The organism is Streptomyces sp. TRM68367, assembly GCF_014495685.1.
Lineage (GTDB): Bacteria > Actinomycetota > Actinomycetes > Streptomycetales > Streptomycetaceae > Streptomyces.
Window position 1 is genome coordinate 1 of record NZ_JACTVI010000068.1, and the last position, 16,220, is coordinate 16,220.

Here is a 16,220-nt window from a genome sequence, read left to right on the forward strand (position 1 = left end):
CGAGCAGGAAGATGACGTTCCAGTCGACGCCGGAGTGCTCGGAGTAGAAGGCGGACTTGTCGTCGGTGGCCCTGATCGCGAGCATCAGTCCGGCGCCGCCGAGGGCGACGGCGACGCGGTGGATCTTCTCGCTGATGATCAGGGCGTAGGCGCCGACGAAGATGAGAACTGCGGCCCAGCTGTGCCAGTCGTTCACGATCCTCCGATGAAATGGTCCAACATGGGCGAGACGCTCTCAACTTCGCTCGAGCAGGGGGCACGCGGGTGACCGGGCGTCCCGCCTCCTGGGCATTGCCGTTGCCGTTGCGGCCGGATACGGTCCGGCCGGGTCACGTGCGCGCATCGGCGTGGTTCTCCTCGGGCCGGGCGTCTGTACCCTCGTGCTTGTCCGGAATGCCGGTCAGGTCCTCGACGTCGAAGGCGCGGGCAATGGGGACGTCGGTGGAGCTGTGCGCGATGATCGAGAAGGCGATGCAGACGGCGATGAGAGTGAACGCCTCTTCGGCCTGCGGGATGCCGGACTGCAGTACGAGCAGGCCGTAGACCACCGAGGCGAAGCCCTTCGGGCCGAACCAGGCCGCCACCAGCTTCTCCCGGCGCGACAGGCTCGTCCCGATCAGGGAGAGCAGCAGCGAGGCCGGGCGGATCAGGACGATCGCCAGCACCACCGCCACGTAGCCGCCGAAGGACAGGTCGCCGAACAGCTGCGGGGTCAGCAGAGCGCCGAAGACGAGCAATGCCGCGAACTTGGCCAGCTCCGCCAGCGCCTCGCCGAGCGGCTCGAAGGACTCCTTGGCCTCCGGTGAGAGGTGGACGATGGCCGCGCCCGCGGAGAACGCGGCGAGGTAGGGGTTGGCGTGCGTGAGGTGGCAGGCCGCGTACAGGATGATGCCGGTGGCCAGCGGCAGCAACGGCTGGAGCTTGGGCTCAGCGCCGAGCAGCCGGAACCGGACGAGGGCGTTGACCAGGAACGGCAGCACGATGCCGAAGACCAGGCCGAGCACCAGCTCCAGCGCGATCTTGGAGCCGGAGGCCTCCGCGCTGTCGGCCGTCGGGCCCGCCGCGGCGATCAGGAGGAGGACGACCGGAAGGGCGAGCCCGTCATTGATGCCGCTCTCCACGTTCAGCAACTGCCGCAGCTTCGCGGGAACTTCCTTGCGGCCGACGATCGCCGAGGCGAACACCGGGTCGGTCGGCGCGAGGACGGCGCCGACCAGGAAGGACGTCGTCCAGTCCAGGCCCACCAGGAAGTGCGTGACCAGCGCCATGAACACGAACGCCAGCGGCATGCCCAGGCCCAGGGCGCGTGCCGGGTTGCGCCAGTTGGCGCGCAGCTTGGGCAGCGAGACATGCATGCCGTCGGTGAACAGCACCGCGAACAGCGCCAGGTCGGCCGTCACGGACACGATCTCGCTGTCCGGCGTGATGTGGATCAACCCGAGGAAGCCGTCACTGACGACGGCGCCGCCGACCAGGAAGAGGAAGGAGGTGGACAGCACGGTCCGCGCCGCCAGGCCTGACAACAGCACCGCCACCAGCAGTGCGACGCCGAACACCACCACGAGCACCATGCCGAACGCCCCCGATCGGAAGAGAGATTTGTCCCTTGCTCGCCGACCAGGCTTCCCGGCACACCGGGTGGAACCCTACCCGTTCTTGATGCGTCTTTGACAGATCACTCATGGGCATGACGGAACCGTGCTCCCTGCCGGTATCCGGCAGTCTGGCGCGGTGCTCTGCTCTGCCAGGAGAGGCCCATGTAGGAGTAGAAGGCCCGCATCTCGTGCAGGCGGCGGGCGGTGGGGGAGTCGTCCCGCGTGGCGGCGATGCCCTCCTCGGCTGGGCCGCCCACACCTTCGCCGGTCAGCTGGGCGCCGACTGGGCCGCGTACCTCTCGCCCTTCCACTACCACATCGGCGGCGAGCCGCTGAAGCACGGCATGCAGTGGGCCGACGCGGGGATCCTCGCCGGAGCCTCCGCCGTCCTGGTGGCCGCGGGCACGTACCGCTTCAACCTTCGCGATCTCAACGGCTGACGGCCGGGGAACGGGCGGGGCGGTGGCGCCGGTGACGAGGACGGTACGTGGCGAAAGGGCGGGGTCAGACATGGCGTGCGGTTTGTAGGGGACAGGGCGCTGGACGGATGTCACAGCGCCCCAGGGGATGCGCAAGCGGCGTCAGCGGGGCACGGACGCAGGCGCTTCCGCAGAGCGCGGCGCACGACGGGGCGGCCGAACGGGACGCGGCGGCCGGCCGAGGAGAACCCAGGCGCTGTACACGGGATCCATGGAAGCCGCGCCGCAGCGCCGAGGCAAGCCGGTATGCCCCACTCCGACACACGGCCCACGGTGTGCTCCCGCAGTGGACGGTCCTGGTGCTCTCGTGCTCCGACAGCGCCCTCGGGGTCGGTTAAAGTGTGGCGCCGGGATCTTGGCGCGGACCTGACTGATCCTTGAAGACGGCCTTGGCGAGGTGACGACAGGCGAGTGGGCCGGACGATGGCAGGAAGTACGGCGCGGGCTGCGCGGTCGGGCCGGGTGACGCGAGGATGGCAGTCGCTGTTCGCGGCGCATCCGGCGCGCACCGTTGTCATGGCCTTCGGCACGGTGATCCTGTTCGGGACCGCCCTGCTGATGCTGCCGGTCGCCAGCGAGGACGGCTCGTCCGCGGACTTCGTGACGGCTCTGTTCACCTCCACTTCCGCGGTCTGTGTGACGGGGCTGGTGGTGGTCGACACCGGCACGTACTGGAGTGGGTTCGGCCAAGGCGTGATCCTTGCCCTGTTCCAGGTCGGCGGCTTCGGGATCATGACCATGGCCTCCCTGCTCGGGCTGCTCATCTCGGGCAAGCTGCGGCTGCGGATGCAGCTGACCGCGCAGGCCGAGACCAAGAGTTTCGGCATCGGCGACGTCCGGAAGGTGCTGCTGGGCGTCGCGGGCTGCACGCTCATGGTGGAGCTGGCGGTGGGCGCCGCCCTCGCGCTGCGACTGCGCTTCGGCTACGACGAATCCATCTGGGAAGCCTCGTACCTCGGGCTCTTCCACGCCGTCTCCGCGTTCAACAACGCCGGTTTCGGACTGCACGCCGACAGCCTGACCAGGTACGCCCAGGATCCCTGGGTGACCCTGCCGGTCGCGATCGCGGTGATCCTGGGCGGCATCGGCTTCCCCGTACTGCTGGAACTGCTGCGGCACCACAGACGGCGGCGACTCACCGGCCGCCGCAGCTGGTCGCTGCACTTCCGCCTCACCGTGGTCACCACCGCCGTCCTGCTCGCCGTCGGAACCGTGCTGACCTGCGCCATGGAGTGGAACAACGACGACACGTTCGGGCCCTTCGACTGGCACAAGAAGATCCTCGCCGGGTTCTTCCACTCCGCCATGGCCCGCACGGCCGGGTTCAACAGCGTCGACATCGGCGCGATGACGGATGCCACGCTGCTGCTGACCTGCATGCTGATGTTCGTGGGCGGTGGCAGCGCGGGCACCGCGGGCGGCATCAAGGTGTCCACCTTCGCCGTACTGGGCGCGGCCATGCTCGCTGAGGTCCGCGGCGAGCCGCACTCTGGTGTCATGGGCCGCAAGCTCGCTCCACACGTGCTGCGCCAGGCGCTGACCGTCGCGCTGGCCGGCGTGGGCTTCGTGATGACCGCGACCCTCGCGCTGCTCGTCGTCGTGGACCAGCCCTTCGAGAAGGTGCTCTTCGAGTCGGTGTCCGCCTTCGGCACGGTGGGCCTGTCCACCGGCATCACCGCGGACCTGCCGACTGCCGGGCGGCTGATCGTCATTGTGCTGATGTTCGTCGGCCGGCTCGGCCCGGTCACCCTCGTCTCCGCGCTCGCCCTGCGCGAGCGCACCCGCCGCTACCAGCTACCCGAGGAGCGACCCGTCATTGGTTAGTCACGTGCACCTGCGTCGCCGCCGGACCAAGCGGCTGGCCGCGCACCACGCCTCCGAACAGCACGGGGACCAGCGGGTGGCGGTGATCGGTCTGGGCCGGTTCGGCAGTTCCCTCGCCAACGAGCTGATGCGCCGCGGCTGGGACGTCCTGGGCGTCGACACCGACGCGCAGATCGTGCAGCGGCTCAGCGACGAGCTCACCCACGCTGTCGTCGCCGACTGCACCGATCCCGAGGCGCTGCGGCAGCTCGGCGTGCACGAGTTCACCAGCGCCGTCGTGGGCATCGGCACCGACATCGAGGCGTCCATCCTGATCGCCTCGAACCTGCTGGAGGCGGAGGTGCCCAACCTCTGGGCCAAGGCCATCAGCCGCCAGCACGGCCGGATCCTGGAGCGACTCGGTGTGCACCATGTGGTGCTGCCCGAGCACGAGATGGGCGAGCGGGTGGCCCATCTGGTGACCGGCCGCATGCTGGACTTCATCGAGTTCGACGACGACTACGCGCTGGTCAAGACCGTCACCCCGGAAGTCGTCACCGGCATGCCGCTCGGCCAGAGCCAGGTTCGCTCGAAATACGGCGTCACCGTCGTCGGCATCAAGCGCCCCGGCGAGGGCTTCACCTACGCGACCGCCGAGACCGTGATATCGAAGGGCGACGTCATCATCGTCACCGGCAAGACTCAGGCGGTGGAGTCCTTCGCCGCACTCGACTGACGCCGTTCGCGCATGCCGAGGCGCTTGCGCAATCATGCCTTCCTCCTGGCCGGCCCGGCCCCGGCAGCGGACGGACGGCGCCAGTCAGCCCACGGACGGCCGCATCAGGGATCCGTCAAAGGAGAGCGGCTCGCCGTAAGAGAGGCGTCAAGGGCGGGTGAATACGGGCGCCGAGGAGGTTCCCTCTAGAGGTCCGTTCATTTCCGAACCTCATCCAGGAGCTTGCGATGGCCGATGTGGCCTTCGTCGTCGCCACGATCGCGGTGTTCGCGCTGGTGGCTCTCATCGCCAAAGGGGTGGCGAAGCTGTGACCGCCGAGAACGTCGTCGGCCTGGTCGTGGCCGTCGCCCTGCTGGTCTATCTCGTCCTCGCCCTTGTGTTCCCGGAGAGGTTCTGAGCAGCCGACATGAGCCCCGTCCTTGCTGACGTGCTCCTGGTCACCGCGCTGATCGGCGCGCTCGCCCTGGTGCACCGCCCCTTCGGCGACTACATGGCCGCCGTCTACTCCTCCAAGAGGCACCTGCGCATCGAGCGGTGGATCTACCGCTCGGTGGGCGCCAACCCGGACGCGGAGATGCGCTGGCCCGCCTACCTGCGCGGGGTGCTCGCCTTCTCCGCCGTGAGCGTGCTGTTCCTGTATCTGCTGCAGCGGGTGCAGGACAAGCTGCCGCTGTCGCTGGGCTTCAAGCCGATCACCCCGGACCAGGCGTTCAACACCGCCGCGTCGTTCGTGTCCAACACGAACTGGCAGTCGTACTCGGGCGAGGTGGCCATGAGCCACGTCACCCAGACGATGGGGCTGGCCGTGCAGAACTTCGTCTCCGCTGCCGTCGGCATCGCGGTGGCGATCGCCCTGGTGCGCGGCTTCGCCCGCCCCCACTCTCGGCTTCGCTCGAGCGGGGGGACCCCCATCCGCACCGGAGACCTGGGCAACTTCTGGGCCGACCTGGTGCGCGGCACCGTCCGCATCCTGATCCCGATCTCCGTGGTGGCAGCCGTCATCCTGATCGCGGCGGGCGCCATCCAGAACTTCGGCGGCATCCACACGATCACCACCCTGACCGGGGACAAGCAGGCCATCAGCCCGGGGGCGGTGGCTTCCCAGGAGGCCATCAAGGACCTGGGCACCAACGGAGGCGGCTTCTTCAACGCCAACTCCTCGCACCCGTTCGAGAACCCCAACGGCTTCACCAATCTGCTGGAGATCTTCCTGCTGCTGGTGATCCCGTTCTCGCTGCCGCGCACCTTCGGCAAGATGGTCGGCTCGGTGGAGCAGGGGTACGCGATCGTCGCCGCGATGGCCGTGATCTGGTTCCTCGGCGTGGTCGCGGTGACCTGGATCGAGTACGCCCACCCCGGCACCGCCTCCCAGATCGCCGGCGGGTCGATGGAGGGCAAGGAGCAACGCTTCGGCGAGGGGCCGTCGTCCCTGTTCGCGGTCTCCACGACCATGACCTCGACCGGGTCGGTGAACTCCTTCCTCGACTCGTACCAAGGGTTGTCGGGCGGGGTGCTGCTGCTCGGCATGATGCTCGGCGAGATCGCGCCCGGCGGGGTGGGCTCCGGCCTGTACGGCATGCTGATCATGGCGGTCATCGCCGTGTTCATCGCCGGTCTCATGGTCGGCCGTACGCCCGAATACCTGGGCAAGAAGATCGGCACCCGCGAGATCAAGCTGGCCGCCTGCTACATCCTCATCACCCCGGCTCTGGTCCTGATCGGCACCGCACTGGCGATGGCGCTGGGCAAGGGCCAGTCGTCGATGACGAACGTCGGAGCGCACGGCTTCTCAGAGGTCCTGTACGCCTACACGTCGGCGTCGAACAACAACGGTTCCGCCTTCGCCGGATTCGCGGCGAACACCGAGTACCACAACACGATGCTCGGCCTGTGCATGCTGCTGGGCCGGTTCCTGCCGATGGTGTTCGTGCTGGCGCTGGCCGGATCGCTCGCCGAGCAGCGGCCGGTGCCGGCCACGGCGGGCACGCTGCGCACCGAGAAGCCGCTGTTCACCGGCTTGTTGGTGGGCGCGATCCTGATCATCACCGGTCTGACGTTCTTCCCGGCCCTGGCGCTGGGCCCGCTCGCCGAGGGGCTGGCGGCATGACCACAGACATCACGAAGCAAGAGGACGCTGTGTCCCGGACGTCTCCTTCCAATCCGGCCCTGGCCCCGCACACGGACGTGCCCAGCGGGCACAAGGACGAAGGGCGCGTCGGCGCGGGCCTGTTCGACCCCCAGCTGCTGTGGAAGTCGCTGCCGGACGCGCTGCACAAGCTGGATCCGCGGGTGATGATCAAGTCGCCCGTGATGTTCGTGGTGCTGATCGGCTCGGTCGTCACCACCGTGCTGGCGATCGAGGATCCGGGCAACTGGTTCGGCTGGGTCATCGCGGCCTGGCTGTGGCTGACCGTGGTCTTCGCCAACCTGGCGGAGGCGGTCGCCGAAGGACGCGGCAAGGCGCAGGCCGACACGCTGCGCAGGGCCAAGACCGACACTGTGGCCCGCAAGGTCGACGGAAATGCGGTGCCGGGCACCGAGCTGAGGATCGGCGACCTGGTGGTGTGCGAGGCGGGCGACATCATCCCCGGTGACGGCGACGTCGTCGAGGGCGTCGCGTCCGTCGACGAGTCGGCCATCACCGGTGAGTCGGCGCCCGTCATCCGCGAGTCCGGCGGCGACCGGTCCGCGGTCACCGGCGGCACGAAGGTCCTCTCCGACCGGATCGTCATCAAGATCACGACGAGGCCGGGGGAGACGTTCATCGACCGGATGATCAACCTTGTCGAGGGCGCGGCCCGGCAGAAGACGCCGAACGAGATCGCCCTCAACATCCTGCTCGCCTCGCTGACGATCGTCTTCCTGCTCGCGGTCGTGACGCTCAAGCCGTTCGCGATCTACGCGGGCGCCGACAAGCAGACCTCGCTGATCGTGCTCGCCGCCCTGCTGGTCTGCCTGATTCCGACGACCATCGGCGCGCTGCTGTCGGCGATCGGCATCGCGGGCATGGACCGGCTGGTGCAGCGCAACGTGCTCGCCATGTCCGGACGGGCCGTCGAGGCCGCGGGTGACGTCTCCACGCTGCTGCTGGACAAGACCGGCACCATCACCCTCGGCAACCGGCAGGCGGCAGAGTTCCTGCCGGTGGGCGATACCACTGCCGCCCAGGTCGCCGACGCCGCGCAGCTGTCCTCGCTGGCCGACGAGACGCCCGAGGGCCGCTCCGTCGTCGTACTCGCCAAGGAGAAGTACGGCCTGCGTGAGCGGCACCAGGGCGAGTTGGCGCACGCCGAGTGGATCGCGTTCACTGCGCAACGCCGCATGTCGGGTGTGGACGTGGACGGCAGGAAGATCCGCAAGGGCGCTGCCGGTTCAGTGATCGCCTGGGTGGCGGAACGCGGCGGTACGGTCGCCCAGGATGCCCAGGCGCTGACAGACCAGATATCCGAGGCGGGCGGCACGCCGCTTCTCGTAGCGGCCGAAGACGCCGACGGCGCCAGGGTGTTGGGCGTCATCCACCTCAAGGACGTGGTCAAGGACGGCATGCGGGAGCGGTTCGAGGAGCTGCGCCGCATGGGCATCAAGACCGTCATGATCACCGGTGACAACCCGCTGACCGCGAAGGCCATCGCGGACGAGGCCGGCGTTGACGACTTCCTCGCCGAGGCCACGCCCGAGGACAAGATGGCCCTGATCAAGCGGGAGCAGGCCGGCGGCAAACTCGTCGCGATGACCGGCGACGGCACCAACGACGCCCCGGCCCTGGCGCAGGCGGACGTCGGCGTGGCGATGAACACCGGTACGTCGGCCGCCAAGGAGGCCGGCAACATGGTCGACCTCGACTCCAATCCGACCAAGCTGATCGAGATCGTCGAGATCGGCAAGCAACTGCTCATCACCCGGGGCGCGTTGACCACGTTCTCCATCGCCAACGACGTCGCGAAGTACTTCGCGATCATCCCGGCGATGTTCGCGGTGGCGTACCCGTCGCTGGACAAGCTCAACGTCATGCAGCTCGCCAGTCCGGAGTCGGCGATCCTCTCGGCCGTCATCTTCAACGCCCTGATCATCATCGCCCTCGTGCCGCTGGCCCTGCGGGGCGTGCGCTACCGGCCGATGAGCGCGGACCGGATGCTGCGCCGCAACCTCGGCATCTACGGCCTGGGCGGACTGATCGCGCCGTTCATCGGCATCAAACTCATCGACCTGCTGATCTCTCTCATCCCCGGAATCGGGTGACGGACATGAACAACTCCGTGGCGAACACCGGGCGCCTGGCATGGGCGGCGCTGCGCATGCTGCTCGTCCTCACCGTCCTGACCGGCATCCTCTACCCGCTCGCCGTCACCGGCATCGGGCAGGCGGCCTTCCACGACCAGGCCAACGGCTCGATCGTGAAGGTCGACGGCAAGGAGGCCGGCTCCAAGCTGATCGGCCAGAGCTGGAACCTGCCCGGCACCGACAAGCCCGATCCCAAGTGGTTCCAGGGACGGCCGTCCAACAGCGGCTACGACCCGCTGGCCACCGGCTCCGGCCAGCTCGGCGCCAGCGACCCCAGGCTGGTCAAGGAGGTCAAGGCGGCCAAGAAACAGGTCGCCGCCTTCAACGGCGTACCCGAGTCGAAGGTGCCCGCCGACGCGGTCACCGGCTCAGCCTCCGCCATCGACCCGGACATCTCACCGCAGTACGCGGACATCCAGGTCAAGCGGGTCGCCGAGGCGAACGGCCTGACCGTCGCCCAGGTCCGGAAGCTGGTCGACGAGCACACTGCCGGCCGCACCGCCGGCTTCATGGGCGAACCGCACGTCAACGTCCTCGAACTCAACATCGCGCTCAGGGCACTCGCGGCGAAGAACTGATCGTGTCGTCACAGCGCCTGCGGGAGCCCGCGGCAAGGGAGCCATCGTCCGCCTGTCGGCTCCCGCCGCTGTCTCGGCCCAGGACAGCGCGGACGGGGGCGGCGAAGGTGAAGAAGCGGTTGCCCGGATCAACGCAAGTACGGTTACGGAAGGCGGCACGGCGATGACGCGGGTGCTGGTGGTGGAGGACGATTCCCAGCTGCTCAAGGCCCTCTCGATCAGCCTCAGGGCCCGGACGTACGAGGTGGACACGGCACCCGACGGTGCCACCGCTCTGCGGCTTGCGGCCGTCCGTCCGCCCGACGCGGTCCTGCTGGACCTCGGCCTGCCGGACCTCGACGGCCTCGACGTGATCAAAGGACTGCGCGGCCGGAGCGGTATCCCCATCCTGGTGGTCTCCGCCCGCCGGGCCGAAGCCGAGAAGATCGAGGCGCTCGACACCGGCGCCGACGACTACATCACCAAGCCGTTCGGTATGGAAGAACTTCTGGCCCGGCTGCGGGTAGCGTTGCGCAACAAGGCCCCGGCGCCACCGGGGAACGACGCGCGCCTGGTCATCCGTACCGAGGACTTCACGGTCGACCTGACGGCGAAGAAGGCCACGAGTGGCGGCCAGGACATCCGCCTCACCCCGACCGAGTGGCACCTGCTGGAGCTGCTGCTACGGAACCCCGGACGGCTGATCAGCCAGCAGCAGATGCTCCAGGAGGTGTGGGGCCCCGCCTACGGCGACCATACGAACTACCTGCGCGTCTACATGGCGCAGCTGCGACGCAAACTGGAATCGGACCCTTCACGTCCGCGCCACCTCATCACCGAGCCCGGCATGGGCTACCGCTTCGAGGAGTAACGGGAATCATGGCACGCGGCAAGCTCCGGATCTACCTCGGCGCTGCGCCGGGCGTCGGCAAGACCTACGCGATGCTGTCCGAGGCACACCGCCGCGTCGAACGGGGCACCGACTGCGTGGTCGCCTTCGTCGAGCACCACGACCGGCCGCGCACCGAGGTGATGCTGCACGGCCTGGAGCAGATCCCGCGCCGGGAGCTGGAGTACCGGGGCACGACGTTCACCGAGATGGACGTGGACGCCGTGCTGGCCCGCAAGCCGCAGGTGGCGCTGGTCGACGAGCTGGCGCACACGAATGTGCCCGGCTCGCGCCACACCAAGCGGTGGCAGGACGTGGAGGAGCTGCTTGCCGCCGGCATCGACGTGATATCGACCGTCAACATCCAGCACCTGGAATCGCTGGGCGACGTCGGAGAGGCGATAACCGGAATACGGCAGAAGGAGACCGTCCCGGACGAGGTGGTGCGCCGCGCCGACCAGATCGAGCTGGTCGACATGTCCCCGCAGGCGCTGCGCCGGCGTATGGCGCACGGCAACATCTACAAGCCGGACAAGGTCGATGCCGCGCTGTCGAACTACTTCCGCCCCGGCAACCTGACCGCGCTGCGTGAGCTGGCGCTGCTGTGGGTGGCCGACCGGGTCGACGAGTACCTCCAGCAGTACCGGGGCGAGCACGACATCCGCACCACCTGGCAGGCCCGCGAGCGGATCGTCGTCGGCCTGACCGGTGGTCCCGAGGGGCACACGCTGATCCGGCGCGCCGCACGGCTTGCGGAGAAGGGTGCCGGTGGCGAGGTGCTCGCCGTCTACATCGCCCGCAGCGACGGCCTGACCTCCGCCTCGCCCAAGCAACTCGCCGTCCAGCGCACCCTGGTCGAGGATCTCGGCGGTACCTTCCACCATGTCATCGGGGACGACATCCCGAACGCGCTGCTGGACTTCGCGCGCGGCGTCAACGCCACCCAGATCGTGCTCGGCGCCAGCCGCCGCAAGTCCTGGCAGTACATGTTCGAGCCCGGCGTGAGCGCTACGGTCGCCCGTGAGTCGGGCCCCGACCTGGACGTCCACATCGTCACCCACGACGAGGTCGCCAAGGGCCGGGGACTGCCCCTCGCGCGCGGCGCCCGCCTGGGCCGTGCGCGCATTATCTGGGGCTGGCTGGTCGGCGTGCTCGGCCCGCTCCTGCTCACCTATGCGCTCACACACGTCGATGCCGGCCCGGACCTCACCAACAACGTGCTGGTCTTCCTGGCGCTGACCGTCGGCGCGGCGCTGCTCGGCGGCCTGCTGCCCGCCCTCGCCTCTGCGGCCGCCGGATCGCTGCTGCTGAACTGGTTCTTCACGCCGCCGGTGCACACCTGGACCATCGCGGACCCGGCGGACATCGTCGCCATCGTCGTCTTCTTCGCGGTCGCGGTGTCGGTGGCCTCGGTGGTGGACCTGGCGGCCCGCCGCACCCACCAGGCCGCCCGGTTGCGCGCCGAGTCGGAGATCCTGTCCTTCCTGGCGGGCAACGTGCTGCGCGGCGAGACCGGCCTTGAGGCGCTGCTGGAACGGGTCCGCGAGACCTTCGCGATGGACACGGTGGTGCTCCTGGAACGCGAGACCGACGTCGCCCCGTGGACGGTCACCGCCGGCGTCGGGGAGCCCCGCCCACTTGAGCGGCCCGAGGACGCCGACGTCGACATGCCGGTCGGCGACCACATGGCGCTCGCCCTGACCGGGCGCGTCCTGCCCGCCGAGGACCGCCGCGTCCTCGCCGCGTTCGCCGCCCAGGCGGCCGTCGTCCTGGACCGCCAGCGTCTGCAGGTCCAGGCCGACCAGGCCGAGGAGCTGGCCGAGGGCAACCGCATCCGCACCGCGCTGCTGGCCGCAGTCAGTCACGACCTGCGCACGCCGCTCGCCGCCATCAAGGCCGGTGTCTCCTCGCTGCGCTCGGCGGACGTGGAGTGGTCCGAGGAGGACCAGGCCGAACTGCTGGAGAGTATCGAGGAAGGCGCGGACCGCCTCGACCACCTCGTGGGCAACCTGCTCGACATCTCCCGCCTGCAGACCGGCACCGTCACTCCGCTGATCCGCGAGATCGACCTCGACGAGGTGGTGCCGATGGCGCTGGGCGGCGTCCCGGAGGACAGCGTGGAGCTGGACATCCCCGAGACCCTGCCCATGGTCGCCGTCGACCCCGGACTGCTGGAACGCACGGTCGCCAATGTCGTCGAGAACGCCGTCAAGTACAGCCCCGCCGGCGAGAAGGTCCTCGTCTTGGCCAGCGCGCTCGGCGACCGCGTCGACGTACGGGTGGTGGACCGCGGACCCGGCGTGCCCGACGAGGCCAAGGAACGGATCTTCGCGCCGTTCCAGCGGTACGGCGACGCGCCACGCGGTGCCGGCGTCGGCCTCGGCCTCGCGGTGGCCCGCGGCTTCGCCGAGGCCATGGGCGGCACCCTCAACGCCGAGGACACACCCGGCGGCGGCCTCACCATGGTGCTGACGCTCCAGGCGGCGCCCGGCCGGCCCGCCGTCCGCCCCGACCTGCCGGTCACCACCATGACGAGAACCCTTCGGACCTGAGCCGTCGGGCAGGCCCTAACGGAGTCCTGTCAGGCGGTCCTCGACGACTGCTTCCAGCTTGTCGCGCTGCTCATCGTTCGCCAGTGCGACCAGCCGTGCCGCGACATGCGGGGGCAGTTCCTTGAGGCCGAGTTCGACGCCGGACCTGTGTGAGTGGTCGATGAACGTCAGCAGCGCCTTCGCCCCCGACAAGTCGATGTAGTCCACGTCCTTCAGGCTCAGCGATACGTTCGTCAGGTCGTTGCGCAGCGTGGTGAAGACATGGTCGACGGACAGGAACGACAGCGGCCCCTCGATGCGGTAGTTGTCGTCGCCGTCGTGCACGACCGACGCCTTGCGCCGACGCGACTTCACGACGTGCACGGCGAGCGCGAGGACGACGCCGACGGCGACCGCCACGGTCAGGTCGACGAGCACAGTGACGATCATGGTCGCGAACATCACGACGACGTCACCCCGTGGCGAAACGTGCGCCTTGCGCAGGCTCTCCCAGTCGAACATGCCGATCGCGGTCAGGATCAGGATCCCCGACAGCACCGCGAGCGGAATGTACTGGACGACGGCGCCCAGGCCGACCACCAGGGCAAGGAGGATGACGCTGTGCGTGGCCGCCGACAGCGCGGTGCGGCCGCCGCTTTTGACATTGACGACGGACCTGACGGTCGCGCCGGCGCTGGCCAGTCCGCCGAACAGCCCGCTGGCGGCGTTGCCGAGCCCCTGCCCGATCAGTTCCTTGTTGCTGCGATGCCGCTGGCCGGTGATGTTGTCCATGACGACCGACGTCAGCAGCGAGTCGATGGAGCCCAGCAGGGCGATGCTGAGCGCAGGCAGCAGGAGGGTGAGGAGCAGCGATCCACCGATGTCGGGAACGGTGATCGAGGGGATCGACTCCGGAATCCGGCCGATGTAGTCGATCGCCGAGTTGAGCGCGACAGGCCCCACCCGCACGTCCCGCATCCATGAGTCCACGAGCCGCAGGGCCAGGGTCATGACCACGAGCGCGATCAGACTCGCCGGAATCGACTTGATCACTCGTCCGGACACGAGCATGAGCACAATCGTTCCGGCAACGACCAGGAAGCTCTGCCCCACCTGGTCCAGTTCTCCCAGGATGATGATCAGCGCGATCCCGCCCATGAACCCCGACACCACCGAGTGCGGGATGTAACGGATGAGCGACCCGAGCCTGCATACGCCGAACAGGATCTGGAACCCGCCGGCCATGACGAACGCGAGAAACGCGGCGTCGAGCCCGTGGTCGGCGATGACTCCGGTGGCCACGACGGTGATGGGGCCGGTAGGCCCGGTCACCTGCGCGGGCGTACCGCCGAAGAGCGACGCGAAGAAGCCGGCGAAGATCGCGCCGTACAGTCCGACGAGTGCGCCCTCGGAGGTGCCTGTCGCGGTGATGCCGAAGGCAATCGCCAGCGGCAGCGCCACGATAGCCACAGTCAGGCCGGAAAGGATCTCTCGCGCGATGCGCTGGTACATCAGCTCCCATTTCGGTCGACAGCATGCGGAACTCGCCCCACAGCGGGGCAAGCTGCCGACCAGGCTTCCCGGCACACCGAACGTAAAGATGACGTATAGATTGCTTCAAGGCAAGACCAAGGCTCGCCATGTGAGATTTGCTGACGTCCCATCAGCAACCGGCGTCGGTAAGCCTGGGGAGCTCTTCGGGCAGGCCGGAGGCGGACGCGCATGGATCATGTGGGCCGCCTGCCCGGTGTCATGAGTCTGCACAAAAGGGGACCTGCCCACGGCCGGTCTGCCGTCCCGTGCCGCACACCTCTTGCCGGTGTCACTCCTGGGCGCCGAACGGCAAGCGGCCGTCGGGTCGGCCCCCGGTCAAATGATTGCACAGTGCAAAATGGGATCGCCTCGGGCCTCTGTCCGTGCTCCAGACCTTGCGAGAGTCTGACGCCGCACACAGGTGGCGGATGGCCATCCTCCACAGTCGGGAATGTCGGCTCTCGGACTCGATTGGGTAAAGGTCCGGAGCGAGGGCCGCCCCACGCCAGAAACCTTTGCATAGCCTAAATCTGGGGGAGGGGCGCCTGCGGCCAGGTGGCTCTCCGGTGCTGCGACACCGCTGGAGTGCGTGATGACCGACAAGAAGCCGCCAGCGAGCTCGAAGATGCTGTCGGGCACGCCCGTCATGGCGATGGCAGTGGTCGCGGTCGTGGACTTCGTGGCCGGGCCGGGGGTGGGGCTCTTGCCCCTGGTGTCGCTCGGGCCCGCCTTCGCCGGCCTGGTCGGCGGATGGCGCCGCGCCGCCGTCACCGGCGTGGCCGCCCTGCTGCTGTGCGTGGGTCTGGGCCTCTACAACGGAATGCTCGAGGAGAGCCGGGGTTTCGCGGCCATGGGGTCAGTGGCGGGCGTGACCGGCATCGGCGTCGCGGCGGCCGTGACGCGCTCGCGCCGTGAGGCGGAGCTGGCCAGTGTGCGGTCCATCGCCGAGGTCGCCCAGCGGGTGCTGCTGCGGCCGGTCCCGCTGACCGCGGGCCCGCTGCAGGCGGCCGTGTCGTACACCTCGGCAGTTGCCGAGGCGCGCATCGGCGGAGACCTGTACGAGGTGGTGGCCTCCCCGCACGGTGTCCGCGTCATCGTCGGGGACGTGCAGGGCAAGGGGCTGGCGGCGGTCGAGACGGCCGCCGTGGTGCTCGGCGCCTTCCGGGAGGCCGCGCACGACGAGCCGGACCTCGTCGGGCTGGGCGAGCGCCTGGAGCGCAGCGTGGCCCGGGAGTTGGAGGGGGAGAAGTTCGTCACCGCGATCCTCGCGGAGATCGGCTCGGACCATGAGACGGTCCTTCTCAACTACGGTCACCCGGCCCCGATGCTCGTACGCCGTGACGGCAGCGCGGACTTCCCGGAGCCGCCCTCCTACGCCCTCCCGCTGGGACTGGGAGCCCATGGCCGCGAGGGTCCCAAGCCCTACCGGGTGGGCTTCCAGGCCGGGGAGCAACTGCTGCTGTACACCGACGGGGTCACCGAGGCCCGTGACGGGGCAGGTCGCTTCTATCCGCTCGTCGAGCGTGTGCACCTGCTGAAGGACCCGGAGGCGCACCGCGCCCTGGAGGCGCTGCGCGAGGACCTGGTCCAGCACGCCGCCGGGCCGCCCCATGACGACGCCGCGATGCTCCTGTTGCGCTACCACGGTCATGGGGACGGGAAATCGCTTCCAGCGGGTGAGTGAGCAGGGACTTCGGCGCGGTAAACGGTCTTTACTGGCTTACGTCACTATGGCTGACACTGGGCGCAAAGATGCCTGTATGCCGCAATCGTCGCTAAATCAAGATCGCAGGCCCTGCTCAGGATTCCCGCTGCC

At 68.9% G+C, this 16,220-nt stretch carries 12 protein-coding genes and 1 pseudogene; 10 read left to right on the forward strand and 3 right to left on the reverse strand.

Going from position 1 to position 16,220, the window contains the following annotated elements; genetic code table 11:
- Nucleotides 1–196: pseudogene (locus tag H8R17_RS31740) on the reverse strand (hypothetical protein); the annotation flags it as partial.
- Nucleotides 197–329: 133 nt separating this feature from the next.
- Nucleotides 330–1,571: a sodium:proton antiporter gene (locus H8R17_RS31745; RefSeq protein ID WP_187826669.1), complete on the reverse strand. Its 1,242-nt coding sequence runs from the start codon at nt 1,569–1,571 to the stop codon at nt 330–332.
- 212 nt (nt 1,572–1,783) lie between these two features.
- Between H8R17_RS31745 and H8R17_RS31750 the strand changes: the two genes are divergently transcribed.
- The 9 genes from H8R17_RS31750 to H8R17_RS31790 all read left to right on the forward strand — a co-directional run bounded on the left by H8R17_RS31750 (nt 1,784) and on the right by H8R17_RS31790 (nt 12,892).
- Entirely contained in the window at nt 1,784–2,035 is a 252-nt protein-coding gene (locus H8R17_RS31750; RefSeq protein ID WP_187826670.1) for a hypothetical protein, read from the forward strand.
- Between the two features lie 501 nt (nt 2,036–2,536).
- The gene (locus H8R17_RS31755; RefSeq protein ID WP_316959584.1) at nt 2,537–3,898 is read left to right on the forward strand and encodes a potassium transporter TrkG; all 1,362 of its coding nucleotides are present in this window, start codon (nt 2,537–2,539) and stop codon (nt 3,896–3,898) included.
- 4 nt (nt 3,899–3,902) lie between these two features.
- Complete coding sequence (locus H8R17_RS31760) at nt 3,903–4,613, forward strand: TrkA family potassium uptake protein (RefSeq protein ID WP_316959585.1); 711 nt, start codon at nt 3,903–3,905, stop codon at nt 4,611–4,613.
- A 307-nt stretch (nt 4,614–4,920) separates the two neighbouring features.
- Nucleotides 4,921–5,010 carry a K(+)-transporting ATPase subunit F gene (kdpF, locus tag H8R17_RS31765; protein ID WP_187826672.1) on the forward strand — a complete coding sequence of 30 codons (90 nt, stop codon included), beginning with the start codon at nt 4,921–4,923 and terminating at the stop codon, nt 5,008–5,010.
- 9 nt (nt 5,011–5,019) lie between these two features.
- Complete coding sequence (kdpA, locus tag H8R17_RS31770; protein ID WP_187826673.1) at nt 5,020–6,720, forward strand: potassium-transporting ATPase subunit KdpA; 1,701 nt, start codon at nt 5,020–5,022, stop codon at nt 6,718–6,720.
- The gene (gene kdpB / locus H8R17_RS31775; protein WP_187826674.1) at nt 6,717–8,852 is read left to right on the forward strand and encodes a potassium-transporting ATPase subunit KdpB; all 2,136 of its coding nucleotides are present in this window, start codon (nt 6,717–6,719) and stop codon (nt 8,850–8,852) included. The genes kdpA and kdpB overlap by 4 nt, the downstream gene beginning before the upstream one ends.
- Nucleotides 8,853–8,857: 5 nt before the next feature.
- The gene (gene kdpC / locus H8R17_RS31780) at nt 8,858–9,472 is read left to right on the forward strand and encodes a potassium-transporting ATPase subunit KdpC (protein ID WP_187826675.1); all 615 of its coding nucleotides are present in this window, start codon (nt 8,858–8,860) and stop codon (nt 9,470–9,472) included.
- A 163-nt stretch (nt 9,473–9,635) separates the two neighbouring features.
- On the forward strand, nt 9,636–10,322 hold the full coding sequence (locus tag H8R17_RS31785; RefSeq protein WP_187826676.1) for a response regulator: 687 nt from the start codon (nt 9,636–9,638) through the stop codon (nt 10,320–10,322).
- A gap of 8 nt (nt 10,323–10,330) precedes the next feature.
- The gene (locus H8R17_RS31790; RefSeq protein ID WP_187826677.1) at nt 10,331–12,892 is read left to right on the forward strand and encodes a DUF4118 domain-containing protein; all 2,562 of its coding nucleotides are present in this window, start codon (nt 10,331–10,333) and stop codon (nt 12,890–12,892) included.
- Between the two features lie 15 nt (nt 12,893–12,907).
- Here H8R17_RS31790 and H8R17_RS31795 read toward each other — a convergent pair whose 3' ends face one another.
- Nucleotides 12,908–14,383 carry a SulP family inorganic anion transporter gene (locus H8R17_RS31795; RefSeq protein WP_187826678.1) on the reverse strand — a complete coding sequence of 492 codons (1,476 nt, stop codon included), beginning with the start codon at nt 14,381–14,383 and terminating at the stop codon, nt 12,908–12,910.
- A gap of 613 nt (nt 14,384–14,996) precedes the next feature.
- On the opposite strand from H8R17_RS31795, the gene H8R17_RS31800 reads away from it, so the two are divergent.
- Nucleotides 14,997–16,088, forward strand: a complete 1,092-nt coding sequence (locus tag H8R17_RS31800; protein ID WP_187826679.1) for a PP2C family protein-serine/threonine phosphatase — start codon at nt 14,997–14,999, stop codon at nt 16,086–16,088.
- The last annotated feature ends 132 nt before the right edge of the window (nt 16,089–16,220 follow it).

Excerpts from the sequence above, each read along its gene's own strand:
- kdpB (WP_187826674.1), top strand. The coding sequence starts at position 6,717 with ATGACCACAGACATCACGAAGCAAGAGGACGCTGTGTCCCGGACGTCT.
- kdpA (WP_187826673.1), top strand. The coding sequence starts at position 5,020 with ATGAGCCCCGTCCTTGCTGACGTGCTCCTGGTCACCGCGCTGATCGGC.
- kdpC (WP_187826675.1), top strand. The coding sequence starts at position 8,858 with ATGAACAACTCCGTGGCGAACACCGGGCGCCTGGCATGGGCGGCGCTG.
- H8R17_RS31800 (WP_187826679.1), top strand. The coding sequence starts at position 14,997 with ATGACCGACAAGAAGCCGCCAGCGAGCTCGAAGATGCTGTCGGGCACG.
- H8R17_RS31785 (WP_187826676.1), top strand. The coding sequence starts at position 9,636 with ATGACGCGGGTGCTGGTGGTGGAGGACGATTCCCAGCTGCTCAAGGCC.
- H8R17_RS31795 (WP_187826678.1), bottom strand. The coding sequence starts at position 14,383 with ATGTACCAGCGCATCGCGCGAGAGATCCTTTCCGGCCTGACTGTGGCT.
- H8R17_RS31790 (WP_187826677.1), top strand. The coding sequence starts at position 10,331 with ATGGCACGCGGCAAGCTCCGGATCTACCTCGGCGCTGCGCCGGGCGTC.
- H8R17_RS31745 (WP_187826669.1), bottom strand. The coding sequence starts at position 1,571 with ATGGTGCTCGTGGTGGTGTTCGGCGTCGCACTGCTGGTGGCGGTGCTG.